At 60.2% G+C, this 24707-nt stretch carries 23 protein-coding genes; 8 read left to right on the top strand and 15 right to left on the bottom strand.

The features are described from left to right. On the top strand, window positions 1–230 hold a 230-nt coding region (locus BM063_RS10280; RefSeq protein WP_177199091.1), incomplete at its 5' end, for a transposase. Between the two features lie 270 nt (window positions 231–500). On the opposite strand, the gene BM063_RS10275 is transcribed toward BM063_RS10280, so the two are convergent. Beyond that, window positions 501–1691 (bottom strand): trans-sulfuration enzyme family protein, encoded by a 1191-nt coding sequence (locus BM063_RS10275; RefSeq protein WP_092038624.1) that lies wholly within the window; start codon window positions 1689–1691, stop codon window positions 501–503. Between the two features lie 238 nt (window positions 1692–1929). Between BM063_RS10275 and ggt the strand changes: the two genes are divergently transcribed. Then, complete coding sequence (ggt, locus tag BM063_RS10270; protein WP_092038622.1) at window positions 1930–3696, top strand: gamma-glutamyltransferase; 1767 nt, start codon at window positions 1930–1932, stop codon at window positions 3694–3696. Between the two features lie 25 nt (window positions 3697–3721). Here the strand turns inward: ggt and BM063_RS10265 are convergent, their stop codons facing one another. The 3 genes from BM063_RS10265 to BM063_RS10255 are packed head-to-tail and all read right to left on the bottom strand — an operon-like array spanning window position 3722 to window position 5359. Then, window positions 3722–4033: a hypothetical protein gene (locus BM063_RS10265; protein ID WP_092038620.1), complete on the bottom strand. Its 312-nt coding sequence runs from the start codon at window positions 4031–4033 to the stop codon at window positions 3722–3724. A 39-nt stretch (window positions 4034–4072) separates the two neighbouring features. Beyond that, the gene (locus tag BM063_RS10260; RefSeq protein WP_143085312.1) at window positions 4073–4378 is read right to left on the bottom strand and encodes an SMI1/KNR4 family protein; all 306 of its coding nucleotides are present in this window, start codon (window positions 4376–4378) and stop codon (window positions 4073–4075) included. Window positions 4379–4429: 51 nt separating this feature from the next. Next, the gene (locus tag BM063_RS10255; RefSeq protein ID WP_281246694.1) at window positions 4430–5359 is read right to left on the bottom strand and encodes an NAD(P)H-dependent flavin oxidoreductase; all 930 of its coding nucleotides are present in this window, start codon (window positions 5357–5359) and stop codon (window positions 4430–4432) included. A gap of 343 nt (window positions 5360–5702) precedes the next feature. Between BM063_RS10255 and BM063_RS10250 the strand changes: the two genes are divergently transcribed. Next, a complete protein-coding gene (locus BM063_RS10250) occupies window positions 5703–6269 on the top strand; it encodes a DinB family protein (RefSeq protein ID WP_092038614.1) in 567 nt (188 codons plus the stop codon). A 512-nt stretch (window positions 6270–6781) separates the two neighbouring features. Here the strand turns inward: BM063_RS10250 and rbsB are convergent. From rbsB to BM063_RS10220, 6 genes are read right to left on the bottom strand one after another with little or no spacing between them, the layout of a single operon-like run. After that, complete coding sequence (rbsB, locus tag BM063_RS10245; protein ID WP_092038612.1) at window positions 6782–7705, bottom strand: ribose ABC transporter substrate-binding protein RbsB; 924 nt, start codon at window positions 7703–7705, stop codon at window positions 6782–6784. A gap of 42 nt (window positions 7706–7747) precedes the next feature. Beyond that, window positions 7748–8692: an ABC transporter permease subunit gene (locus BM063_RS10240; protein WP_092038609.1), complete on the bottom strand. Its 945-nt coding sequence runs from the start codon at window positions 8690–8692 to the stop codon at window positions 7748–7750. Next, window positions 8689–10188, bottom strand: a complete 1500-nt coding sequence (locus BM063_RS10235) for a sugar ABC transporter ATP-binding protein (protein ID WP_092038607.1) — start codon at window positions 10186–10188, stop codon at window positions 8689–8691. The genes BM063_RS10240 and BM063_RS10235 overlap by 4 nt, the downstream gene beginning before the upstream one ends. 14 nt (window positions 10189–10202) lie before the next feature. Then, a complete protein-coding gene (gene rbsD / locus BM063_RS10230) occupies window positions 10203–10598 on the bottom strand; it encodes a D-ribose pyranase (RefSeq protein WP_092038605.1) in 396 nt (131 codons plus the stop codon). A 3-nt stretch (window positions 10599–10601) separates the two neighbouring features. Beyond that, complete coding sequence (rbsK, locus tag BM063_RS10225) at window positions 10602–11537, bottom strand: ribokinase (protein WP_092038603.1); 936 nt, start codon at window positions 11535–11537, stop codon at window positions 10602–10604. Continuing rightward, entirely contained in the window at window positions 11534–12535 is a 1002-nt protein-coding gene (locus tag BM063_RS10220; protein WP_092038601.1) for a LacI family DNA-binding transcriptional regulator, read from the bottom strand. Before BM063_RS10220 ends, rbsK begins: the two co-directional genes overlap by 4 nt. A 293-nt stretch (window positions 12536–12828) precedes the next feature. Here BM063_RS10220 and BM063_RS10215 point away from each other — a divergent pair, with 293 nt between their 5' ends. From BM063_RS10215 to BM063_RS17270, 4 genes are all read left to right on the top strand, one after another. After that, window positions 12829–14268, top strand: a complete 1440-nt coding sequence (locus tag BM063_RS10215) for an aspartate aminotransferase family protein (protein WP_281246693.1) — start codon at window positions 12829–12831, stop codon at window positions 14266–14268. A 13-nt stretch (window positions 14269–14281) separates the two neighbouring features. Beyond that, window positions 14282–15697: a sodium:solute symporter family protein gene (locus BM063_RS10210; protein ID WP_092038598.1), complete on the top strand. Its 1416-nt coding sequence runs from the start codon at window positions 14282–14284 to the stop codon at window positions 15695–15697. 151 nt (window positions 15698–15848) lie between these two features. Then, on the top strand, window positions 15849–17588 hold the full coding sequence (locus tag BM063_RS10205; RefSeq protein ID WP_092038596.1) for a glycoside hydrolase family 3 protein: 1740 nt from the start codon (window positions 15849–15851) through the stop codon (window positions 17586–17588). 146 nt (window positions 17589–17734) lie between these two features. Beyond that, a complete protein-coding gene (locus tag BM063_RS17270) occupies window positions 17735–18061 on the top strand; it encodes a hypothetical protein (RefSeq protein WP_143085311.1) in 327 nt (108 codons plus the stop codon). 690 nt (window positions 18062–18751) lie between these two features. Here BM063_RS17270 and BM063_RS10190 read toward each other — a convergent pair. After that, window positions 18752–19525: an alpha/beta hydrolase gene (locus BM063_RS10190; RefSeq protein WP_092038588.1), complete on the bottom strand. Its 774-nt coding sequence runs from the start codon at window positions 19523–19525 to the stop codon at window positions 18752–18754. A 182-nt stretch (window positions 19526–19707) separates the two neighbouring features. Between BM063_RS10190 and BM063_RS10185 the strand changes: the two genes are divergently transcribed. Next, the gene (locus tag BM063_RS10185) at window positions 19708–20571 is read left to right on the top strand and encodes a BglG family transcription antiterminator (RefSeq protein ID WP_143085310.1); all 864 of its coding nucleotides are present in this window, start codon (window positions 19708–19710) and stop codon (window positions 20569–20571) included. Window positions 20572–20950: 379 nt separating this feature from the next. Here BM063_RS10185 and BM063_RS10180 read toward each other — a convergent pair whose 3' ends face one another. From BM063_RS10180 to BM063_RS10165, 4 genes are read right to left on the bottom strand one after another with little or no spacing between them, the layout of a single operon-like run. Next, the gene (locus tag BM063_RS10180) at window positions 20951–22027 is read right to left on the bottom strand and encodes a sensor histidine kinase (RefSeq protein ID WP_092038584.1); all 1077 of its coding nucleotides are present in this window, start codon (window positions 22025–22027) and stop codon (window positions 20951–20953) included. Next, window positions 22024–22698: a response regulator transcription factor gene (locus BM063_RS10175; RefSeq protein ID WP_092038638.1), complete on the bottom strand. Its 675-nt coding sequence runs from the start codon at window positions 22696–22698 to the stop codon at window positions 22024–22026. Before BM063_RS10175 ends, BM063_RS10180 begins: the two co-directional genes overlap by 4 nt. Window positions 22699–22719: 21 nt before the next feature. Beyond that, window positions 22720–23532 carry an ABC transporter permease gene (locus BM063_RS10170; RefSeq protein WP_092038582.1) on the bottom strand — a complete coding sequence of 271 codons (813 nt, stop codon included), beginning with the start codon at window positions 23530–23532 and terminating at the stop codon, window positions 22720–22722. Then, the gene (locus BM063_RS10165; protein WP_092038580.1) at window positions 23529–24545 is read right to left on the bottom strand and encodes an ATP-binding cassette domain-containing protein; all 1017 of its coding nucleotides are present in this window, start codon (window positions 24543–24545) and stop codon (window positions 23529–23531) included. Before BM063_RS10165 ends, BM063_RS10170 begins: the two co-directional genes overlap by 4 nt. Window positions 24546–24707: the final 162 nt, after the last annotated feature.

Here is a 24707-nt window from a genome sequence, read left to right as displayed (position 1 = left end):
GTTTAAGTGAAAGGGGCAAACAACTGTATAAACGACGGAGTCAGACCATTGAGCGCAGCTTCGCTGACGCCAAAGAACTTCATGGGCTTCGTTATGCACGCTACAGGGGGCTTGCCAAAGTCAGAGAGCAATGCCTCCTTATTGCCGTGGCTCAAAACATCAAAAAAATGGCCTTGCTCCTCTCGAAGAGAGGAAAAGGCTTTGTGATCCGCCTAATTTACCAAATCTAATCTCCTTTATCTGTTTATTTCCCATAAACATGCAACCCCTGGCGCTTTTCTTGCGAAAAGAGCCAGGGGGTTTGTCATCAATCTCAAAGGCCCGCATGGGCCTTTTCCTTTTCCTCAGCAAACCCGCCGCCTCGCTTTCCGCAAACCGGGCGAGCTTCTCGTTCGGCGCGCAAGATTGAGACGCCTATTGGGAAGCCGTCCGCAGCTGGCGCCGCCTGCTGAGGGGGGCTCTTCTTGCAGCCGTTCCTTCGCCTACGGAGCCCTTCCCCTTCAAACCTTTTGCAGGGCCTGCCACAAATCCGCCTTCAGATCCTCCACGTGCTCGAGCCCCACCGAGAAGCGCACGAAATTGGGCTGAATCCCGGCTGTCTTCATCTGCTCCTCGGTCATCACCCCGCCCCACATCGCCGCCGTATGGACCACCAGGGATTCCACGCCGCCCAGGCTGACGGCGTTCAGCGGAAGGTTCAGGGCGGAGACGAAGCGGGCCGTCTCCTCATACCCGCCCTTGATTTCCAGGGCAATCATGCCCCCGAAACCGCGCATCTGGCGTTTCGCCAGTTCATGCTGCGGATGGCTGGGCAATCCGGGGTAGTGCACCCGCTCGATCTGTGGCTGCTCCTCCAAAAAGCGGGCCAGGGCGAGGGCGTTCGCGTTGATCCGTTCCATCCGGACCGGCAGCGTGCGCAGCCCCCGGAGCAACAGCCAGGCGTCCATCGGCGAAAGAACCGAACCCAGGGAGATGTGGGTCTGCCAGATGCGATCGGCCAACGCTTCGCTGGTGCATATGACGCCCGCCGTCAGGTCGTGATGGCCCCCCAGGTATTTGGTGGCGCTGTGTACCACCACATCCACCCCCAGCTCGTGGGGGCGCTGGTTGATGGGCGTCGCAAAGGTGTTGTCGGCCACCACGATGATCCCCCGGGGCTTGGCCAGTTCCGTCACGGCGGCGATGTCCGTCACCACCATCGTCGGATTGGCCGGCGACTCCAGCATGATCAGCCGGGTGTTGGGGCGGATCGCCCGCTCAAAGGCGCCGACGTCCGTCTGCTCCACCAGGGTGACGTCCACCCCGAATTTGGGAAGCATCTCGTCCATGATCTTGGCGGTGCTCATGTAATGGCGCGTCTGCGCGATCACATGATCCCCGGCCTGGACCAGGGCGAGAATCGTCGTGGCGATCGCCCCCATGCCGGAACCGGTCATGATCGCCGTCTCCGTGCCTTCCAGCCCCGCGACCACCTTGGCAACCCGTTCGTGCACCGGATTGCCGTAACGGGTGTAATACCTGGGGTGGCGGGACGTGCTCGCCATCTCCCGGAATTCGGCGGCATCCCGGGCGCGGAAGGTGGCGGAATAATAAATCGCCGGCGCCACCGACCCGTCCTCGGCCACCTCTTCATCGGCGTGGATCACCAGGGTTTCTTCCCGGAAGCCCTCCGGTTTCACCCGTTTGTCCATCCCTCATCCCCCTTCCTGAATGCGCCGTGATGTTCACCCGATTTCGATCGGGAAGCTGTCCTTTCATCGCCTTTTTCTCCGGTTTCACTGTATGGTATGGGTTTCCCCGGTTCCTGTCAAGGGAGAAGCACTCCCTACTCTTTCGTCTCGGAAGGAGTTTTGTCCGAAAAATCGAAAGTTATAAAATGCCCTTCAGCGGGTGCAGGCTTGGAAAAAATCGCGAGACGGGAGGAATGCGATGCGACTTCGCTGGAAACCGATTCTGGGGATCCTGTGTTCCCTGTTGCTGACCCTTTCCCTGGCGATTCCACCTGCCTTGGTGGAAGCGAAGCGCTCCTCCGCCCCTCTCCGGCAGGTGGCGGTGGGCAAGGAGGGAATGGTGGTCACCGCCCACCCCCTGGCGACCCAGGTGGGGGCGGACGTGCTGCGCCAGGGGGGGAACGCCGTGGATGCGGCGGTGGCGATTCAGTTTGCTTTAAACGTGGTGGAGCCGATGATGTCCGGGATCGGCGGGGGCGGCTTCATGATGGTTTACGACGCCAAAACCCGGAAGGTTTCCATCGTCAACAGCCGGGAACGGGCCCCGATGGGCGCCAAGCCCGACATGTTCCTGGACGAGGACGGAAACCCGATCCCCTTCCCGGAGCGGCACACCCACGGGAATGCGGTGGGCGTCCCCGGCACCTTGAAGGGATTGGAGACGGCACTTGAGAAGTGGGGAACCCGCCCCTTATCCAAACTGATCGACCCCGCCATCCGTTTGGCGGAAAGGGGAGTGAAGGTCAACTGGGTTTTGGCCGATGCCATCGAGGAGAATAAGGAAAAGCTGGCCCGGACCGCCGCCAGGGATGTCTTCCTCCCCGGCGGAAAACCCCTGAAGGAAGGGGATCTGCTGGTTCAGAAGGATCTGGCCAAAACCCTGCGCCTGATCCAAAAGCATGGAACCGACGTCTTCTACCGGGGAAAAGTGGGGGAAGCGATCGCCCGGACCGTCCGGGAGCACGGCGGCAGCATGACGCTGGACGATCTGAAGCGTTACCGCGTCACCCTGGATCGGCCCGTCCGGGGAACCTTCAGGGATTATGAGATCGTGTCCATGCCTCCCCCCAGCTCCGGCGGCCTCACCGCGATCCAGATCCTGAAGATGCTGGAGGAACTGGAAGCGGGACGATACGACGTCCGCTCCCCGGAAAAATATCACCTGCTTGCCGAAGCGATGCACCTGGCCTATGCCGACCGGGGAGCGTACATCGGGGATCCGGAGTTTGTCGACGTCCCGATGAAGGGACTGCTCCATCCGGAATACATCCGGGAACGGTCCGCCCTGGTGTCGATGGATCGGGCCAACCCGGAGGTGAAACCCGGGGATCCCTGGAAATACGAAGGGAAAAGAGGGAAAAAACCGGCCTCCGTTCAACCCGATGACCGGCCGATCGGCCAGACGACCCACTTCACCGTGGCCGACCGGTGGGGCAACCTGGTTTCCTACACCACCACGATCGAGCAGCTCTTCGGAAGCGGGATCATGGTGCCGGAATACGGCATCCTGCTGAACAACGAGCTGACCGATTTCGACGCCGTTCCCGGCGGTCCCAACGAAGTCCGGCCCTTCAAGCGGCCGATGAGCTCCATGACCCCCACCATCGTGTTCCGGGACGGAAAACCGGTCCTGACCGTCGGCTCCCCCGGCGGCGCGACCATTATCGCCTCCGTCTTCCAGGTGATTCTCCACAAGCTGGAGTACGGCATGCCGCTCAAAGCGGCCATTGAGGAGCCCCGCATCTACAGCAACCGCTATCCCGACATCCGCTGGGAAGAAGGGGTGCCCGAGGAGGCCCGCAGCCGGCTCCAGGAACTCGGCCACCGGTGGGAAAGCGCGCCTGTGAATATCGGAAACGTGCAAAGCATCTGGATCGATCACCGGTCCGGCCTCTACATCGGCGCCGCGGATTCGACCCGTGAGGGGGCGGCCGTCGGCCTGTTCGGAAAAGGAAAGAAAAAATGACAGGCCGTTTCCGGGCAGGCGGGCTTCAATTCCGGAGGGTCTGGCCATACCGGGCCCTCCTTTTTTCATCCCAGGAGAGGCCTCCACATGAAGGAACCCCTCCCCGCCGATTGCTCCGGTTTTTCGGAGGGGCGACTTTTTCTGACGCAGAGAGGATGTTTGCATCATCGACTCCTTCCACGTCCATCCGGGGCCAATCCCGGAACCGGGCTCCTTGGGCGACGATGAATCGATCCAGCCAGAGCAAATCGAGATATCGGGCATCCTCCACGAAGCTGGAACCCCACCACATGAGATAATCCCTCTCACCCTTCTTCGCTTTTTCGGCGTCAATCATCAAAAAATGGCCGTCTTGATGGCCGATGGGATACCAGTTTCAGGAAAAATCGACGATGCCCAGCTTGCTCTCAACCTCCGACAAACGGCACAGTTCCATCTGACCTCCGTACCACGGCTGGAAAAGGGTGGCCCCGTCGCAGTGCCGGAGAAATGCCCAGTAATCATCGGGAAGACGAAAGCCCGCGCGACGGCTGAAGTCCTGAATCTCCTCTTCCGTTGCAGGCTCGTTAAAGGAAAAACCCACTTCTTCCACCCGGCCCATTTCGCCTTGAATCATCAGTTTCCGGTCCACCAGCCGCTTTTTGAGACCGTCCAGCGTTTTGTGTATCAATTCCTCAAACATGGTTTTTCCCCGCAATCGATCCGTCTCTAAAAAAAACGCCCTTCTCGGGCGTCAAGTGAGGGTTTGCCTGAACGCCTGAAGGGCCTCGTCGTATTCCCGCTTGAGATCCGCCACGATTTCGGAAGCGGTCTGCACCCGCTCGATTCTTCCCACTCCCTGCCCGGCAGACCAGATATCCTTCCAGGCCTTTGCATTGGTCTGGTCCAGGTGGGAAAAATCGACGGTTTCCTTCTTCTGAAGGCGGTCGGGATCCAGGCCGGCCCTCCGGATGCTGGGCTTGAGGAAGTTGGCGTGAACACCGCTGAAGGCATCCGTGTAAATCAAATCGTCCAGGTCGGACTGGATCAGCATCTCTTTGTATTCGTCACTCGCAAAACTTTCGGAGGCGGGGATGAACCGGGTCCCCATGTAAGCCAGATCAGCCCCCATCGCCCGGGCGGCGAAAATGTCCCGGCCGCCGGAGATGCAGCCGGCCAGGATGAGAAGACCGTCCCAGAAGCGGCGGACCTCCCCCACAAAGGCGAAGGGATTGATCGTGCCGGCATGTCCCCCCGCCCCGGAACAGACCAGGATCAGGCCGTCAACGCCGGAACCTGCCGCCTTCCTGGCGTGGACCAGGGTGCTGACATCCGAAAAGACGAGGCCGCCGTAACCGTGGACGATATCGACCACCGGCGCGGGGTTGCCGAGGGAGGTGATCACGATCGGCGGGCGGTGTTTTCGGATCAGTTCCAGATCGGATTCATACCGCGGATTGGTCCGGTGGACGATCAGGTTCACCGCCCAGGGGGCGATCCGCCGGTCCGGCTGATCCTCCCGGGCCTTTTTCAGCTCTTCCGCGATGCGCGTCATCCAGTCGTCCAACACGTCAACGGTGCGGGCGTTCAGTGAAGGAAAGGAACCGATGATTCCCGCTTTGCAGCACTCCACGACCAGTTCGGGGCTTGAGACGAGAAACATCGGCGCCGCGATGACGGGCAACGTCAACTGTTCCGCGATGGATGCAGGCAGTGCTTGTCGAATTTTTGATCCCTTCTTTCCCGGTAATTCAAGGATAAATCGATTTACGCGACAGGCGCTACAGAAATTCAGTTACCCGATTTGTAAAGGACGCATTAGACATTTTCTTCGTTATTGCGCATTTTTCCTTTCAAATCTGTCGAGAATCCGACCCCTCAGCCACCGCCGAGGTGCCGGAAAGGAGTATGCCGCCTTGTTTCGTTGAGGTCGTTACGGCCTCTTTGGTACAACTCCTTCTCCTGGCACCGGTTTCAACGAATTCTGAGTTAAAATCAACTTATCCATGGAAAAACGGTGAAACAACATGAAAGTATCCGATGCGATCGAAAAAATTCGCAGGGACCTTGTGGATACCTTGGAACGACTGGATCGATGGTTTGATCTGCCCGTCGAACCTCAAACTTACAAGCCAAGGGACGGCGGCTGGTCGATCCGTGAAGTTTTGGAGCACATCACGCTCACCAACCACTTTTTGATGATCATTATCCGCAAAGGAAGGGACAAAGCGCTAAAGCGGTACGAACAGGGAAAAGTTCCCCACAGGGATACCGACCTCGATCGTCTGGCCACCATTGCACAACCGGATGCCTTTCCCTGGGACCGTCCCGAACACATGGAGCCGACGGGAAACGTACCGGTTGAAGAAGTTCGCGCCACCCTCCACAATCAGCAGAAACAATGCCTCGACATATTGGATGAGCTCTCGGCAGGCCAGGGAACGTTGTATCGCGTGCGCATGTCGGTGCAAAACCTGGGGAAAATCGACCTGTACCAATGGATTTACTTTTTGGTGCAACATCAAAAACGGCACCTTGTTCAACTGGAGAAAATTTTGCAAGAATGGCGTCGGGAAAAAGCAAAGAAAACATGAATTGCATCGTTCAGGAGTCCGCGATGGGTCTCGCCGCCGTGCATACGTGAAGAACCCTAATAGACGGGCTTTCGTCTCATTCTGTCTCCGATGGATGATTTGTCAGAAAACCTGTGGAGGAAGAATCCCATGAAACGCTACCTGGGTAAAATTCTCATCATTCTTGCCGTGTTCATCCATTTTCCTATTTTGCTCCCAAATATGCTCTAATCAAATGGGGGATTTCGGTCGTGTTGTTACTATTGGGGGGTTATTATCTGAAATACATGAATCCCAAGCAATCGAAGGGATGGTTCTCCACATGATGGAAAAAGAAAGAGGGCACACCGGCCCTCAATTTTCACGGTCCGCATCAAACTGCTCGTCGACTGACAAGACCTCTCCCACTTATGCGGATCACCTATGCGGATCAGAGATATATTTGAAGCAAACATCGTTTGTTTCGATTCTATCAGCAGTGGGGCGGAGCGCAACATCCCCTATGTCAGCGCCCCTTTACCGCCCAAGGCATATCACTTCTTCGTGATCAGCTCCAGCTCCACCGGATAAAACTTCTCCACTTTCTCTCCCTTGGCGGCCTTGACGGCCACTTCCGCGGCGATCCGGCCCATCTCCTCCGGCTTCTGGGCGATGGTGGCGGCCATGTCCCCCTTTTCGACGGCCTTCACCGCGTCCTCGATGGCGTCAAAGCCGACGACCAGGATCTCCTTCTTGGCGGCTTTTATCGCCTCCAGCGCGCCCAGCGCCATTTCGTCATTATGAGCGAAGACCGCCTGGATGTCCTTGTGGCTCTGCAGGATGTTCTCCATCACGTTCAGGCCCTTTGCCCGGTTGAAGTCCGCCGGCTGGGAAGCCACCACTTTCACACCCGGCTTGCCGTCCACGGCTTCATGGAATCCCTTTCCCCGGTCCCGGGCGGCGGAGGTTCCGGGAATTCCCTCCAGCTCCACGATGTTGCCCTTGCCGCCCAGCTGCTCCAGGATATATTCACCGGCCATTTTGCCCCCCGAAACGTTGTCGGAGGCGATGTGGGCCACCGTTTCCCCGCCTTCGGCTTCACGGTCCACGGTGATCACCGGAATTCCCGCCTGGTTGGCGGACTCCACGGCGCTGGAAACCGCATGGCTGTCCGTGGGGTTGATCAGGAGAATGTCCACCTTTTTCTGGATCAGGTCTTCCACGTCACTCAACTGTTTGGCGCTGTCATCCTGGGCATCGACGACGATCAGCTCCGCGCCGGCCTCCTTGGCCGCCTTCTCCGCTCCCTCCTTCAGGGTGACGAAGAAGGGGTTGTTGAGCGTCGAGATGGAAAAACCGATCGTCACGCCGTCATCCTGCTTCTCTTCCTGCTGTTCCAGGCCGGACTGGCTGGAACAGCCCGCGATCAATCCGACGACCAGCAAGGCCGTCAACAGGGAAAACCAAACTTTTTTCATCCTCGCATCCCTCCTGGTTTTAAGCATTTCACCCGACGCGCCTCAGCCATTCCGGGACCTGTCCAACAGCACCGCCAGCAGAATCACCCCTCCCTTCACCACTTGCTGGTAGAAAGAGGATACATTCAACAGGTTGAGGCCGTTGTCCAGCACCCCGATGATCATGGCGCCGACCAGGGTGCCGGCAATCCAGCCGCGCCCGCCGGCCAGGCTCGTCCCCCCGAGGACGACGGCGGCGATCGCATCCAGCTCATAGGCCACGCCCGCCGTCGGCTGGGCGGAACTGAGGCGGGAAGTCAGAATGATCCCCGCCAGGGATGCGAACAGTCCGCTGATGGCATAGACCCGGATCTTCACCCGGTCCGCCCGGATCCCGGAGAGAACGGCCGCCTCCTCATTCCCCCCCACCGCGTAAATGTGGCGGCCGAAGGTGGTGTTGCGAAGCAAAAAGGAAAGGATGAGGAAGGAAAGCAGCATCCAGATGACCGGCACGGGAATCTCGAGGAAATATCCCTTTCCCAACAGGGAGAAGGTCTCGTTGCTGAAGGTGATGGGACGCCCTTCCGTGTAAACCAGCGTCAATCCCCGATAGATCGTCATCGTCGCCAGGGTGGCGATAAAGGGGGCCACCCGCCCCTTGGCCACCAACAGCCCGTTGGCCGCCCCCATCAGGGTGCCGGCCGCCAGTCCGGCGAGCACGGCCAGGATCGGGTCCGTTCCCCCGGCGATCATCCCGGCGCAGAGAGCGCCGGACAGGGCCAGAATGGATCCGACGGACAGGTCGATCCCGCCGGTCAGGATGACGAAGGTCATTCCGAAGGCGAGCAGGGCGTTGATGGAAATCTGCCGCAACACGTTGAAAATGTTGGTGACGGTCAGGAAATCCCCGCTGATGAAGGACAGAGCGATCACGATGACGCCGAGACCCATCAGGGGACCGAGTTTTTGAAACAGGCCCAACCGGCTGTTTTTCCAAAGAGTGTTCATGACGCACACCCTCCCGAGGCGGCGGCCAGAATTTTCTCCTGGGTCGCCTCTTCTCTTTTAAATTCGGCGGCGATCCGCCCCTGGTGCATGACCAGCACCCGGTCGCTCATCCCCAGCACCTCCGGAAGATCCGAGGAGATGAGCAGGATGGCCATGCCTTCCCGGGTCAACCGGTTCATCAGCCGGTAAATCTCCTCCTTGGCGCCGATGTCCACCCCCCGGGTCGGCTCATCCAGGATGAGCACCCGGGGCGAAGCGGCCAGCCATTTGCCGATGACCACCTTTTGCTGGTTCCCCCCGCTTAGGAAACGGACCTCCTGTCCCGGCCCCGCGGTTTTGATCGACAACCGCCGGATCAGTTCCTCCACCAGGCGCGCTTCCTTCCGGCTGCGGATCAGCCCGCGGGCGGACAAGGCGCCCAGATTGGGGAGGGAGAGGTTTTCCCGGACCGAAAGGGACAAAACCAGCCCCTCCTCCTTCCGGTTTTCCGTCACAAAGGCGATGCCCTCGCGGATGGCGTCGGCCGGGTGACGGACCCGGACCTCCCTGCCGTCCACCCACACCTTCCCCCGGTCAGGGGCGTCGATGCCGAAGAGGAGACGGGCCGTTTCCGTCCTCCCGGCGCCCATCAGGCCGGTCAGACCGACGATTTCCCCGCTCCGGATCGAAAAGGAGACCTCTTCCACTTGTCCCTTGCGGGTGAGCCCTTCCACCCGCAGCCGCTCTTCCCCCGGTTCCACCGGCTCGCGGAAATGGCGGTTACTGATGTTCCTTCCCACCATCATCCGGATCAATTCATCCACGTCGGTCTCATCGGCCCGCCGCGTGCCGATCCACTCGCCGTCCCGAAGGACCGTGATCCGGTCGCAGATTTCGAAGATCTCCTCCATCCGGTGGGAAATGTATATCATCCCCACTCCCTTTTCCTTCAAAGAGCGGAGAATTCGGAAAAGGGTGTCGATTTCCCGGTTGGTCAGGGCCGATGTCGGTTCGTCCAGAACCAGAATCCTGGCCTGCATGGAGAGGGCGCGGGCGATTTCCACCAGCTGTTGCTCCCCCACGGACAGGGAAGCCACTTCCCGGGAAGGATCCACCTCAAGCCCCAGGGGCTCCAGCCACCTGCGGGCTTCCTCCTTCATCTGCTTCCAGCGGATCCATCCCGTCCTCCCGTAAACCATCTCCCGGCCCAAAAACAGGTTTTCCATCACCGTCAGGTGGGGGATCAGGTTCAGTTCTTGGTGGATCACGGCGATTCCCAGCCGCATCGCTTCCCGGGCGCCGTCGATCTCCCGCTCTTCCCCGTCGATCCGGATGATCCCCCCGTCCTTCCGGTGGACTCCGGCGAGAATCTTCATCAGGGTCGATTTTCCCGCCCCGTTTTCCCCCATGAGGGCGTGAATCTCTCCGGGATAAAGCGCAAAGTCCACGCCGCGGAGGACCGGGACGCCGGAAAATTCCTTTCGGATTCCTTTCATTTCCAAAAGATGCGCGGGCATGGGATCATCCCCCCTCAAAACGAGACACCGGCCTGCAGGATCACATTGGCGTAGGGGGTGCATTCGCCGGTCCGGACCACCGCCTTCGCCTCCCTGGTCATCCCCTTCAATGCCTCATGGGTGACCGTTTCCCACTCCGCCTCCGGAAACATCTCCTTCAGCGCCCGATGCAGCCGGGGGCTGACCCTTTCCGTCTCCTCGGCCACATACACCTTCTCCACCTCCAGCTCGGTGAGGATCGCCTCCAGCGTCTCCAGGAAACCGGGCAAGCCGGGCCGGACCGCCAAGTCGATCCGCTCCGTATCCCGCGGGATCGGAAGCCCGGCATCCGCCACCACCAGCCGGTCCGTGTGTCCCATCTCGCTGATGACCCTTGAAAGATGGCTGTTCAACAGCGTCGTCTTTTTCACGGTTCATCCTCCGTTCAGCCGTTTGGCAAATTCCTCGACTTCCTTCCTCAGCGGCATCCCGTCCTGGGCGCCGAGCCGGGTGACGGCCAGGGCGGCGGTGCGGCCGGCAAAATCCACCGCGGCCGAAAGCCCCATCCCCTCGGACAGCCCGCAGGCCAGGGCCGCGTTGAAGGCATCTCCCGCACCGGTGGTGTCCACCACTTCCACCGCATACCCTTTCACCCGCCGAAATCCTTCCTCCGGCGACAGCAGGGCGGCTCCCTCGGCCCCCAGAGTGGTCACCACGCAGCCCGCCCCCCGCTCCAAAAGCACCTTCATCGACGCCTCCAGCCCGCCCTCGTCCACGGGGCGGCCCGTCAGAAACTCCAGCTCGGAACGGTTGGGCGTGATCACATCCGTCAGCCGGTACAGCTCCTCGGGGAGCTCCCGGGCCGGGGCCGGGTTCAGGATCACCTTCATCCCCAGCTCCTTGGCGGTGCGGGCGGCCGCAAGCACCGTCTCCAGGGGAATCTCCAGCTGGAGCAGGAGAATATCCGCACCGGAAAGCATCTCCCTCCCCGCCTCCACGTCTTCGGGCAGGCATCGGCCGTTGGCTCCCGCCACCACGACGATACTGTTGTCTTCATCGGTCAGGAGAATGGAGGCGATGCCGGTGGCCACCCCGGGCACGGTTTTCACGCCCCTTGTATTCACTCCGCTCTTTCGGAGGGACTCCAAAAGGGACCGGCCGAAGGGGTCGTCCCCCACCGCCCCGATCATCACCGCCTGGGCCCCCAGTTTGGCCGCGGCCACGGCCTGGTTGGCCCCCTTGCCGCCGGGGATGAAATGGACCGCCTCCCCCATCACGGTTTCGCCCATCTTCGGGGCGCGCTTCGCCTTGACGACCACATCCATGTTGAGACTGCCGACGACCGCCACCTGCGCCCGCTTCCGCGTCAATCCGCACCCCTCCTCGTCGATCCCCGCTGTATCAACCGGACGTCCAGCTCCACCACCGCCTTCGGCTCCGCCTTGCCCCGGACCCGGTCGATCAGGTACCGGGTCGCTTCGGCTCCCATTTCGTAGATGGGCTGAGCGACGGTGGTCAGCTCCGGTTCCGTCCATTCCGTCATTTCCACACCGTCAAAACCGCAGATCGACACCTGGTCCGGCACCTTGATTCCCATCCGCTGCAGCGCCTTGAGCGCTCCGATCGCCATCAGATCGTTTCCGGCAAAAATTCCGTCCACATCGGGATGGCGCTCCAGCAGCCGGCGCACGGCCTCCTTTCCCCCCTCGACCGAAAAACGCCCCGGCACGATCAGGCTCTCGTCAAACCAGGGAAACGCTCCCGCAACTTCGCGATATCCCTTCAGCCGTTCCCGGGCAGTGACCAATTCTTCGGGACCGGCGATGTGCGCCACCTTTCGGCAGCCCGCATCCAGGAGGTGCCGGACGGCCATTTTCGCCCCGTCGGCGTTTTTGGCCCGGAACACGGCGCAGTCCCCGACTCCCGGCCCGCGGTCCAGCACCACCAGCGGAATGTCGTTGTCGTTGATGTAAGCCACATCCGCTTCCCCCAGTGTGTTGGAGGCGATGATGATGCCGTCGATATATTTCTGCCGCAGGACTTCAATGTAGCTCTTCTCCCTCGACCCCAGGTCGTCGGAATTGCAGAAGATCACCGTGAAGCCGCCGGTCCGGGCCGTGTCTTCCACCGCCCGGGCCAATTCCGAAAAGAACGGGTTTTTGATGTCCGGCAGGATGACGGCCAGGGTTCCCGTCTTCCGGTTGGCCAACCCCCTCGCCACCATGTTCGGCCGGTAGTTCAGCTCTTGGATCGCCCTTCGGACCCGCCGGGCCGTCTCCTTGTTCACGTACCCGTTCCCGTTCAGCACCCGGGAGACGGTGGCCACGGAAACACCGGCCCGGGCGGCCACATCCCGAATCGTCGCCATATCCGTTTTCAACCTCCATATGTAACCGGTTACACACCGGCGATAAAAAATATCCGACACATGAGTAACCGGTTACATACAGTATAAACTCCCTGTTGATCGGGTGTCAATTATACAAAAATTTCCTCCTTCGGAGAGACCATCCCATCCTCAGCCGACCGGCCTATGGGCGGCTAATGAAAGGGGACTTGCCCGCATTTCGCCGGTCGAAAACATCCAAAAACCCCCCGTGCCGCCTTTTTTCTCCCGCGGACCTCTCTTTCCCCCCGCAAATTTCCTTCTGGACGATATGGATGATTATACGTATAATCGTATTGTTATTCGCCAGGGGAATCGTCATCCCCCTCATGGCCGCTCCGCAGTCCCTGGACGCGAGGGGACGAAATGCGGAAGCCGCCGAGGAAAAAGGAGTGATTCGCTTGAACACGCCGGAATCCTTCCTGAAGAGAATGCACCGCCATCTAGCTCCGACGATGGCCAAGGATTTCCCCAACCTGCCGGTGATCGGCGAAGAGGGGTGTTACTACCTGGGGCTGGACGGCAGAAAATACCTCGATTTCACCTCCGGCATCGCCGTGACCAACGTGGGACACCGCCACCCGAAAGTGGTGGAGGCGATCAAAAGGGCGGCGGATCGCCTCCTCCACGGCCCCATGGGGGTGATCGTCTACGAATCCGCACTGAAACTGGCGGAAGAGCTGGCCCGCATCCTGCCCGAAGGGCTGGATTCTTTCTTTTTCGGAAACAGCGGGACCGAGGCGGTGGAAGGGGCGATCAAGCTGGCGAAACACGTAACCGGAAAGCCCTGTGTCGTGTCGTTCACGGGATGTTTTCACGGCCGCACGCTGGGAGCCCTGAGCCTCAGCACCTCCAAGAGCAAATACCGGAAACATCTGCATGCAGTCTCCGGGGTGTACCAAATCCCCTACGCCGATCCCCGCGGATGCCCGCCGGACCGGGAGCCCGCCCGTTGGTGCGTGGAGGAGCTGGACAAAAACCTGGAGCATCTCTTTCAACATCAGGTGTCGCCGGAAGAAATCGCCTGCGTGATCCTGGAGCCCATCCTCGGCGAAGGCGGCTACATCGTTCCGCCCCGTCAGTGGCTGGTCCGTCTGCGGGAGATCTGCGACCGGCACGGCATCCTGCTGGTCTTTGACGAAGTGCAGACCGGGTTCGGAAGAACCGGCCAGTGGTTCGCCGCCCAGACCTTCGGCGTGACGCCGGACATCATGGCCATCGCCAAGGGCATCGCCTCGGGCCTGCCCCTCGGCGTCACCGCCGCTTCCCGGGAGCTGATGCAGAAATGGACGCCGGGCGCCCACGCCACCACCTTCGGAGGGAATCCGATCGCCTGTGAGGCGGCGCTGGCCACCATCCGAGTGATCGAAGAGGAAAACCTCCTGGCCAATTGCCGCCAGATGGGGGCTTATGCCCGGGAAAAGCTGGATAAGCTTGCGGAAAAGCACGCGCGCATCGGCGACGTCCGCTCCGTCGGCCTCATGATCGGCATCGAGATCATCGACCCGGAAACCGGTGAACCGGACGGGGAGGCGCTGCTTAAAATCCTCCACCGATGCGCCGAATACGGCGTCTTGTTCTATCTCTGCGGAAACCGGGGAGAAGTGATCCGCATGATCCCCCCGCTGACCGTCAACCGCGACCAGATCGATGAGGGCTTGAAGGTGCTCGACCGGGTCCTGGCCGAGCTGGAGGCAGGCCATCCGGTCCCATGAAGGAGGTTATCGAATGAATTGGTTGGATACGGGAGTGCTGCTGGTCTATTTCCTCGTCCTGATCATCATCGGCATCCTCGGAACAAAAAAAGTCCGCACCTCGGAGGAGTATGTTCTGGCGGGCCGCAATTTGGGGCTCCTCGTCTACTGCAGCTGCCTGGTGGCGGTCATCATCGGCGGGGCCGCCACCATCGGCACCGCCCGGCTGGGATACGAACACGGAATCTCCGGCATGTGGTTCGTCGCGATGCTGGGCCTCGGCATCATGGTGCTCGGCCTCTTTTTCAGCGGCGCCTTCAACCGGCTGAAGGTGACGACCATCAGCGAACTGTTGGGACTTAAGTACGGGGAGCAGACCCGCCTCCTCAGCGCCGTGGTGGCGGTGATCTACACCGTCATGGTGACGGTGACGCAGGTGATCGGCATGGGGGCCATCATCCACGCCATCCTCGGCTGGGAACTGACGACCTCCATGATCGTCGGCGGGGGCATCGTCATCTTTTACACGCTGTTGGGCGGCATGTGGAGCGTCACCATGACCGACGTCATCCAGTTCGTCATCATGACCGCCGGCGTGTTTTTTGTCATGCTGCCCCTATCCCTTGCCCACGTCGGCGGTTTCTCCGCCCTCCTGGACAAGGTGCCGGCCACCCACCTGGATTGGACCCATATCGGCGGGGCCCAGATCTTTCAATATTTCCTCCTGTACTGCCTGGGGATGGTGGTCTCCCAGGACATCTGGCAGCGGGTGTTCACGGCCCGGTCCGCCTCCGTCTCCCGGACGGGCGCCCTGTTCGCCGGCTTCTACAGCATCGCCTGGGCCATCGCCCTCAGCCTGATCGGGATGTGCGCCCTCGTTTCGCTGCCCGCCCTAAAGCAGCCCCAGGACGCCTTCGCCGAGATGGCAAGCGGCATCCTTCCGCCCGGTCTGCTGGGCCTGGTGCTCGCCGCCGTCTGCGCCGCGCTGATGTCCAACGCCTCCGGCTCCCTGCTCGCATCGTCCACACTGCTTGCCAACGACATTCTCCTCCGTTTCCTGTTCAAGGGAGCCGACGACCGGAAATATATCTGGATTTCCAAATTGGCCACCCTGTCCCTGGGGGCCCTCGCCATCATCTTCGCCATCTGGATCCAGGACGTGCTGGTGGCGCTGGACGTGGCCTACGCCATCCTGTCCGGAGCGATCTTCGTTCCGGTGGTCCTGGGCATCTTCTGGAAAAAAGCCACCCCCAAGGCCGGCTTTTCGGCGGTCATCGGCGGCACGGCGGTCGTGATCGGCGGTCTGGCCGTTTTGGGCATCACCTCCACCGATCCCATCATGTACGGCATGGCCGCCAGCCTGATCATCATGGTCGGCGTTTCGCTCTTTGACAGGAGCCGTCCCCTTCGCGAAACAACCCGGCCCGCCGAGCAACTGGAGAAGTCCTGAAAATTCCATCGGGCAAAGCCGCCTTTTACCCCTTCCCCTCTCCGGAGAAGGGGAATTTTGTTTGAATTCTTTCAATTGAATTCAAATAACAAGGAAAAGTCGACCGGCGCGTCGAACGGGTTCAATAATCCCGCCTTAAGGAGGATGGTCCATGTCCCGCTTTCGACGCGTGTGGATGGGAACCGTCGCTTCGATTCTGGGAGTCGCCCTGATCGCATCGGTGCAGGTCGCTCCCGCCTCGGCGCGGAAAACCCCTTCCTGCGAGGAGGCGGCGGAAAGCCTCCTTTCCCGGATGACCCTGGACGAGAAGGCCGGACAGATGGTGATGGAGGTCACCGGCGACGCCCCCGATGGCATGCCCGACGAAAAGACCCGGAAAGTCCTTCAGGACTACCACGTCGGATCGGTGATCATCTACAACAAACCGGCCCCCGCCTTCATGGCCGAATACAACAACCGGCTTCAGAAGTGGGCATCCCAAACCCGTCTGGGAATCCCCCTGCTGATCTCCGCCGATCTCGAGTTCGGCGCCTTCCAGAACATCCGCCGGGGCACCACCGCCTTCCCCCGGCAGATGGGAATCGGGGCCACCCACAGCATCAAGGATGCCGCGGAGGCCGCCCGGCTTACCGCCCGGGAAGCCCGGGCGATGGGCTTTCACTGGAACTTCGCCCCGGTGGCGGATGTGAACACCAACCCGGAAAATCCCGTGATCGGCGTCCGTTCCTTCGGCGAAAACCCGCAACTGGCGGCGAAACTGACCGCAGCGCAAGTGCGGGCGTACCAGAAAGAAAAGGTGATGGCTTCGGCCAAGCATTTTCCGGGGCACGGGGACACGGATGTGGACTCCCATCTCGGACTGCCCAGAGTCGGCTACGACCGAAAAACCCTGGAAACGGTCCACCTCCTGCCCTTTCGCGCCGCCATCGACGCGGGGGTCGACTCCATCATGACGGCCCACGTGGTGGTGGAAGCGATCGATCCGGAACTTCCGGCCACCCTGTCGCACAAGGTGCTGACCGGGCTCTTGAGGAACGAGATGGGCTATGACGGGATCATCATCACCGACGCCATGACGATGGACGCCATCGACGAAAACTGGGGCACCCGGGAAGCCGCAGCGATGGCCGTGCAGGCCGGAGCGGACGTGATCATGTCCACCGGCTCCTTTGAGGACCACGTGGAGACGGTCAGCGCGATCCGCGACGGGGTTCGGACCGGAGCGATCTCCGAAAAACGGGTGAACGACTCCGTCCGCCGGGTGCTGCGGGCCAAATGCGAGTACGGCCTGTTTTCCGACCGCTACGCCGACCCGAAACGGGCGGAAAGGGTGAGCGGCCACACCTCCCACCGGAAAAAAGCGGATCAGATCGCGCGCCGCGCCACCACCCTGGTGAAAAATGAAGGGGTGCTGCCCTTCAGGCGAAATGGCCAAACCACCTTGGTGGCGGGAGTGATCCAGGTGCCGGAGGCGGTGGAAGCGGTCCAGGCGATCGGGGGAGGCCAGGTGATCGGATGGCAAGCCCGGACCCATGATCCGACGGCGGAAGAGATTCAGGAAGCGGTCCGGCTGGCCGAGCAGGCGGACCGGATCCTGGTCGCCACCTATTCCCAGAGCAAACTCCCCCCGGGACAGAGCGAGTTGGTCCGGGCCCTGCTGAAGACGGGAAAACCGGTGGCCGCCCTCTCCCTGGGGCTGCCCTATGATCTCGCCGACTATCCGGAGGTGGACGCATACCTCGCCTCCTACGCCCTCGACCGCTGGCAAACCCCCAATCCCACCGCGCTTCGGGCGGCGGTCGAAGTGATCTTCGGCAAACAGCCGGGAGGCCGGCTCCCGGTGACCATCGGCGACCTTTACCCCTGCGGGCACGGACTGCGCTACGACTGACCCGATGGCCAGAGACCCGGACAAGGGAATGGACCTGGATGTTTGCATCACGCCGCGAACCGTTCGTCGCCGCCATGAATCTGATATAAAAAAGGCGGGCTGACTGCCCGCCTTAAATGGTCGGCGAAGTTTCGGGAGGGAGCATGTTGCCGAATATCCCCTTCATCATGGAACAAGGCAAAAAATCGACTTCCGGCGGGCCGGATCTGCCCGCCTCCATTTTGCGGTCCAGCCTCAGCCCGGCCCATGCTTCTTCAAGATCTGCTGCCATATCCGCTTGGATTTCACAACACGGCTCCGTCCGGAAGCTGCCTTTCAAAATAGATGTGATCCCTTTTCCCCGGCAGCTTTCTCCAACCGCTTCGCCGCCGGCATCGATCCGATTCCCTCCAGGTGGGCACTCAATCAATCAGCTCCATCACTTCATCGACGCTGTCAGCCTATTGGCGCGGAAAGCCGACGGAAAGTGGTGACGACGGTTTGGAGAATTTATTTACAAGGGGAATTGGGCATGTTCGGAGGAAATCAACAGTTCCTCGGCCAAAGCCTTCGGCGGGATTCGGTATCCGAAGCGTTTTCCACCAGGTCAAGGCCTTCCAGCGTTCCTGCGACCAAACCGCCTTCTTCCTGTTCCACTTTCATTCGAAACCGCACCCCCTCAACTGCTCCCCGGCCATGTCCAGCGAAATACCAAAATATGATCCCGGTGGCTTCAATGCCTTGAGATGCCCGCGCACGACTCCGTCAATGAACTCTCCCCGGTGCCGGCGACATCGGTGGCATTCATCACCTGCATCTCCACCCTCCTCACCTCCCGTTGTATCAGGATATGGACATCGCGTACATTCCGTCCGGTTTGCACATTTTGCTCACCCATGGTTCCCTTCTCCGTCCCGACAAATTCGCGCGGCAAAAGGTTTTGTGTCTTCCTCCTGTACCCCGAAGGAGCGCCTGGCCGCATCCCTTGTAAGATACAAAGGCGGGCAGACCGCCCGCCTTCAATCACAGAAAACGTATCCAGAGAAAGCCATTTTCCGCCGGGGAATCGAGGCGGAAAATCCCCTCCCGACACCCGGAATTTGGGTTGTCAGAATCTCCGGAGGGCCGGTGTCATCTCCCGCCATCCCCCGGTTTTCCCCCGCTTCTTTTCCCCTCAGCTCCGCTCACCGATCCCTGCCGGCACCTATTTCCTTTCCCGCCAGACGGCGGATGAACTTCTCCGTTTCCCTTTTGATCAAATCCTTGTCGTTGTCGAGGGTGGCCACATGGTAGGAGTTTTGAAGCTCCACCCATTCTTTGTCATCGCTGGAGAGATGGTCGTAGATGAACCGGGAGTTGGAGGGGGGAACCACATGATCCTCCGCGGAGACGAGAATCAGGGCGGGGCAGGTGATGGAGGAGACTTTCTCCCTTGTCTCCGCCATGAACCTCACCAGTTCCCGAACCGATTTCAGGGGCGTTTTTTCATAGGCCAGCTCCTTCACGCCCGGCGCCTTGATGTCCGAGCCGATGCCCTCCAGAAAGCGGGGCTCTTCCTGCCGGGCCACTTTCTCCAGCTCCTCCATGGACATGGCGGCGTTGATCAGCACGATGCCCCGGGTCTCCGGGTATCGGTGCGCCAAATGAAGGGCCAGTGTTCCCCCCATGGACAGGCCGACCACAAACACCTGGGAACATTTCTCCTTGAGCAGGCGGTAGCCCTCCTCGGCGGAAGCAATCCAGTCCTTGTAGGTGGTCTTTTCCATCTCCTCCGGGTGGGTTCCGTGCCCCTTGAGCCGAGGACCGTGAACGGTAAACCCGCAGTGGGCGAGGTACTCGCCCAGTTCCCGCATGCTCTGGGGCGTACCGGTAAATCCGTGCTGAACCAGCACCCCCACCTCATTTCCCTCAAAGAAGAAGGGCTCCGCCCCTTTCATCACCGGATAAGAATCCGCCATCCAACCGACCTCCTTAATGAAAAATTCTCCTTCCAAGATATAAATAGACTGAACGTTCTGATCTAAAACGCGATCCGCAACGCATCGGCCAAAATGTTTGCGGAAAAGGATTTGCCGCTCCCCGTGTGGAATTCGGTCAACAGCAAGGTGCGTGAAGCGGAAGAAGACAGCGGGGGTTGAACATGAAACGGGGCCATTATATAGTGGAACGTTCGCTCAACAACAACGTGCTGGTAGTCCGGACGCCGGACGGCAAGGAGGAGATTCTCATCGGCCGGGGATTGGGGTTCGGCATGCGCCGCGGAAATCCGATCGATCCGGAAGATCCGCGGATCGAAAAGCGGTTTACCCTGGCGAATCCGGACAACCGCGCCAAGTTTAAGCAGCTGTACACCGTGGTCAGCGACGAAGTGATCGGCGTCGCCGAGGAGATCATCGCCCACGCCGCCCCTCTGCTGGGTCCCCTGCACGAACACATCCACGTCGCATTGCCGGATCACATCGGTTTCGCCCTCAAACGCCTCATGGGCGGACTGGAGATTGACAATCCCTTCCTCGAGGAAATCAAGTGCCTGTATCCTGAGGCCTGGGGCCCCGCCGCCGACGGCGCCAAACTGATGGAAAAGCGATTCGGCGTCAAGATCCCCGACTCGGAAATCGGGTTTTTGACGCTGCACCTTCAGGCCGCCCGGGAGCGGGGGAGATTGTCGGAAACCCTCCGCGTCACGGAAGGCGTGCGCGTGGCGGTCCAGGAGATGGAGCGCCTGCTGAACCGGCCCCTTCCCAGGGAATCCCTGGATTACGCCCGTTTCGTCACCCACGTCCGGTTTGCCCTTCAGCGCGCCCTCACCAAGCAGCCCATCGTCAACCCGCTAAAGCGCGCCATCCGCGAGCGCCTTCCCGAAAGCTTCCGACAAGCGCAAGCGGTGGCCGACCGGCTGGAAGAGAGGCTTCACCTCAAACTCCCCGAAGATGAAGTGGCCTACCTGGCCATGCACGTGGCGCGGTTCACGGGAGAACGGGATGCTTCCGGGACTTTTGAGTAGGAAAGAAAGCCAAGTCATTTTTCGAATAAACACGGAGAAATGAGAAAAAGGGCGCAAGAGCCCTACAGGTTGTCGACAAAGTCGAAGAGGGGGCGATTTTTCTCCGGGGAACCCCTGCCTCATGGAATCGGCGCAAAAAACCGCGTCCGCGACCTTTTTGGAGGCGCTTTAAAAAATTCCCATCAGATGCCGAAGGGGTGTGCCGCTTCGTACAAAGGCACCAGCGGCCCCCCTTCGTCATTTTTCAAAGCTATCAGCACGGAAATGGTCTGCAGTCTCAAGGGCGCGCGTCGCCCTATTTTTCATTCTTCATCCTAGCGGGCTTTGGTCTTCAAAGGCGCCGAGGCCCGACGCACCCGCCCGAAACGCTCGCCGCCCTTCAACCGCTCTGCGCGGTTTCGGAAGCATGGAGGGGAAGCTCAACGGTGAAAACGGCTCCTTCCCCCGGCCGGCTGTGCACCGAAATCCTTCCCTGATGGATCTCAACAATCTTCTTGGCGATCGACAAGCCGAGTCCGCTTCCGCCGGCGGCGCGGTGGCGGGATTTGTCCGCTTTATAAAACCGCTCAAAGATGCGGTGCTGATCCTGCTGGTCGATTCCCGGCCCGGTGTCGGAGACGGTGACGACCGCCCGGTCGCCCCGTTTCTCAAGCCGGATGGTGATCCTTCCTCCCTTCGGCGTGAATTTGATGGCATTATGGATCAGGTTCAGCCACACCTGACTCAGCAAGTCCTCATCGGCGGTGATGACGACCTTTTCGAGGTCGGCGCCCACGTCCAGCTCCTTTTCCGCCCACTGCGGCTCGCAGCGGAGAAGGATGGTCTGAAGCTGTGCGTCCAGGCGATAAGGGGCGGGGAAAAAGGGGGGCTGGTTCGATTCCAACATCGTCAGCCGCAGCAAATTCTCGCTCAACTTGGACAGACGGACGCATTCCGTTTCGATGATGTCCAGATACCGCATCCTTTGCTCCCGGCTCAGGTTCTCGTTTTTCAGCGCCCGGGCAAATCCGCGGATCGAAGTCAAGGGAGAGCCGATCTCATGGGATACGTTGGAGATGAACTCCTGGCGCATCTCCTCCATCACACGCAATTGGGCGACCATGTCATTGATGCCCGTTGCGAGTTTTGAAAAGGGATGATTCCGATTTTCCCGATCCACAGGGAGATGGACGCGAAAATCGCCCTGTGCGATCCGTTGGATGGCATCCATCATGTTCTGCCAAAACACTTTTTCATGCTTTCGTATGAACGGTGCGATGACGCTCATGCTGAATCCAAACAAAAAGAAGCCCAGGATCGATGTCATAAGTTGCCGAGCAAGCGGATGCGGCTGCCAGTTTAGGCGGGCGTAAACCCATTCCGAAAGGAAATACGCAGCCGTCCAATACACGCTGATGATGACGATCACGGCAATCAGCATCAAGACGGCCTTGATCGCGAACCACAACCGTTTCATCGGCACTCCTCCAACCGGTAACCGAGTCCCCGAATCGTCCGGATCAAAAAGGGGGCGTCCGGCCGGGCAAACCGCTCGCGCAACCGCTTGATGTGCACGTCCACCGTTCGTTCATCCCCTTCGTAATCGTAGCCCCAAATCTGTTCAATCAACTCGTCGCGCGTGAATGTCCTTCCCGGATGACTGGCCAACTTAAAAAGCAGTTCGAATTCCTTGGGCGGCAAGAGAACCTCCCGGTCTCCCATCCGGCATTCATATGTCTTGCGGTTTAACGATAAGGAGCCGATTTGCACAATTTGCGATGTGGCGATCCGGTACCGTTTGAGCAGTGCCTTGACCCGGGCGACCAGTTCAAGCGGGTCGAAGGGTTTGACGAGATAATCGTCCGCCCCGAGCTCAAAACCCTTCACTTTTTGTCTCGTTTCCCCCTTGGCCGTCAGCATCAGGATGGGCACATCGCCGACTGCGCGCAGTTCCCGGCAGAGATCCCACCCGTCCATCACCGGCATCATGATGTCCAAGATGACCAGATCCACTTTCACCGTCTCCAGCAGGGCCAGGGCCTCTTTTCCATCGGCCGCCTCGTGAACCTCAAAACCTTCGAGGCTTAAAAAATGTCTCACGAGTTCGCGGATATGAGCGTCATCGTCGACGACCAGGATTCGTGCCATTTTCATCTCCCCTCTTTCCGGCTACACCCGGCGCATATACACGCGAACAGCGATCGGGGCAAAGATGGCGACAATGGCCGCCGCGCCCAGCAGGGAGATCGCGAAATCGGCATTCATCGTCCCCTGATTGACCATCCCGCGGACGGCCGCGATCATGTGGGAAATCGGATTGATTTCGGCAAACCATCGCAGCCAGCCGGGCATCGTCTCCACCGGCACAAAGGCATTGGAGACGAACATGAGCGGAAACAGCACCACCATGGAGATCCCCTGCACACTGGCGGCATCGCGCGCAATGACCCCGAAGAAGGCAAAAATCCAGCTGAGTGCCCACGCGCAACAGATGGAAAATACGATCGCAAGCGCCACGCCGGCAATGCCTCCTTCCGGTCGGTAACCGATGAGAAAGCCCATGCCGAACGTCAGCACGGCGGCGATGGCATACCGGACCATATCGGCCAACAAGATTCCCGCCAACGGGGCGACGCGGGCGATCGGCATCGCCTTGAAGCGGTCGAACACGCCCTTGTCCATATCGTCGCGCAGTTGGACTCCCGAAGCAACGGAAGCCCCGACCAACGTCTGGATCAGTATCGCGGGAACGATCATGGGCAGGTAACCCTGCGCATCTCCCGCGACGGCCCCGCCGAAGATATAGGTAAACATCAGGATAAAAAGGATGGGCTGGAAAGTGACGTCAAATAAATGTTCCGGCGTGCGCCGCACCTTCAGCAGACTGCGACGGGCCATCGTCAGCGTTTGACGGACTGCCATGGAAAAGCCTGCACGATTTTTCGGCGGTCGATTGACGGACGGAAGTGAAATGCTACTCATCCCATTTTTTCCTCCTTCACACCCTTGGATTCCTCCACGGTTTTTTCCGCTCCATGGGAGGTGATGGCCAGAAAGACTTCATCCAGGGTGGGCTTTTGCACATTGATCTCCGACAGGCGGATTCCCTCCCGGCGCAAGGCGACGAGCAAGTCCGTCACCTGGGACGCATCGGCGATCGGCACCGTGATGTTCCCGGTCTTCGCAGACACCGCCGACGGGGTGCGGAGAACGCGTTCCGCGATGCGCCTGGCCACATCGATCTCCCCGGGATTTCGCAGACGGAGCTGCAAAGACGACCTGCCGACGGAGGCTTTCAGCTCATCGGGCGTCCCCTCCGCGACAACCCGGCCGCGATCGATCACGGCGATTCGGTCCGCCAGTTCGTCCGCTTCCTGCAAATATTGGGTCGTCAGCAGCACCGTCGTCCCCGTTTTCACCAGGCGGCGAATGGTCTCCCACATTTGATTGCGCGTCCGAGGATCGAGACCGGTGGTCGGTTCGTCCAGAAAAAGGAGGGGCGGCCGGACGATGAGGCTGGCGGCGAGATCCAGGCGCCGGCGCATGCCGCCCGAAAAATGCTTCAACGGGCGTTTTGCCGCCTCCGTCAAGCCGAACTCCTCCAACAGTTCGTCCGTTTTCTTCCGCGCCTCTTTTCGGCTCAGTCCCAGCAGCCTGGAGAATATCATCAAATTCTCCGCCGCGTTGAGCGACTCATCGACCGATGCGTATTGGCCGGTGACGCTGATCAACTGCCGGACCCTCTGCGGCTGCCGGACCACGTCGTATCCAAAAATCTTGGCAGTGCCGGCGTCCGGGCGCAATAACGTGGCCAACATCCGGATGGTCGTCGTCTTGCCGGCCCCGTTGGGGCCCAGGATGCCGTAGACAGTGCCCGCCCGCACGCGCAAATCGAGGCCGTTCACCGCCCGATGGGCGCCGAAGGATTTCACCAGTCCGCGCGCTTCCACGGCCCAATTCCGGTCCCCCGGCGCGGCTTGCATTTCCAATGCCATATGGGTTCCCTCCTCCTTGGATCGATTCGCACAGAATCGTAGCAGGCAATTATGAACTGAATATGAACAACTTCCTGCTAAAAACAAAAACAGCCCATCATCGGAGACGACAGGCTGTCGCAGCGCGCATCGGAAGAAATTATTCGTCGAGCGGCCACGGCT

The sequence above is a fragment of the Planifilum fulgidum genome, assembly GCF_900113175.1.
In the GTDB taxonomy this organism is placed as follows: domain Bacteria; phylum Bacillota; class Bacilli; order Thermoactinomycetales; family DSM-44946; genus Planifilum; species Planifilum fulgidum.
This window is presented reverse-complemented; position numbering and strand designations above follow the sequence as displayed.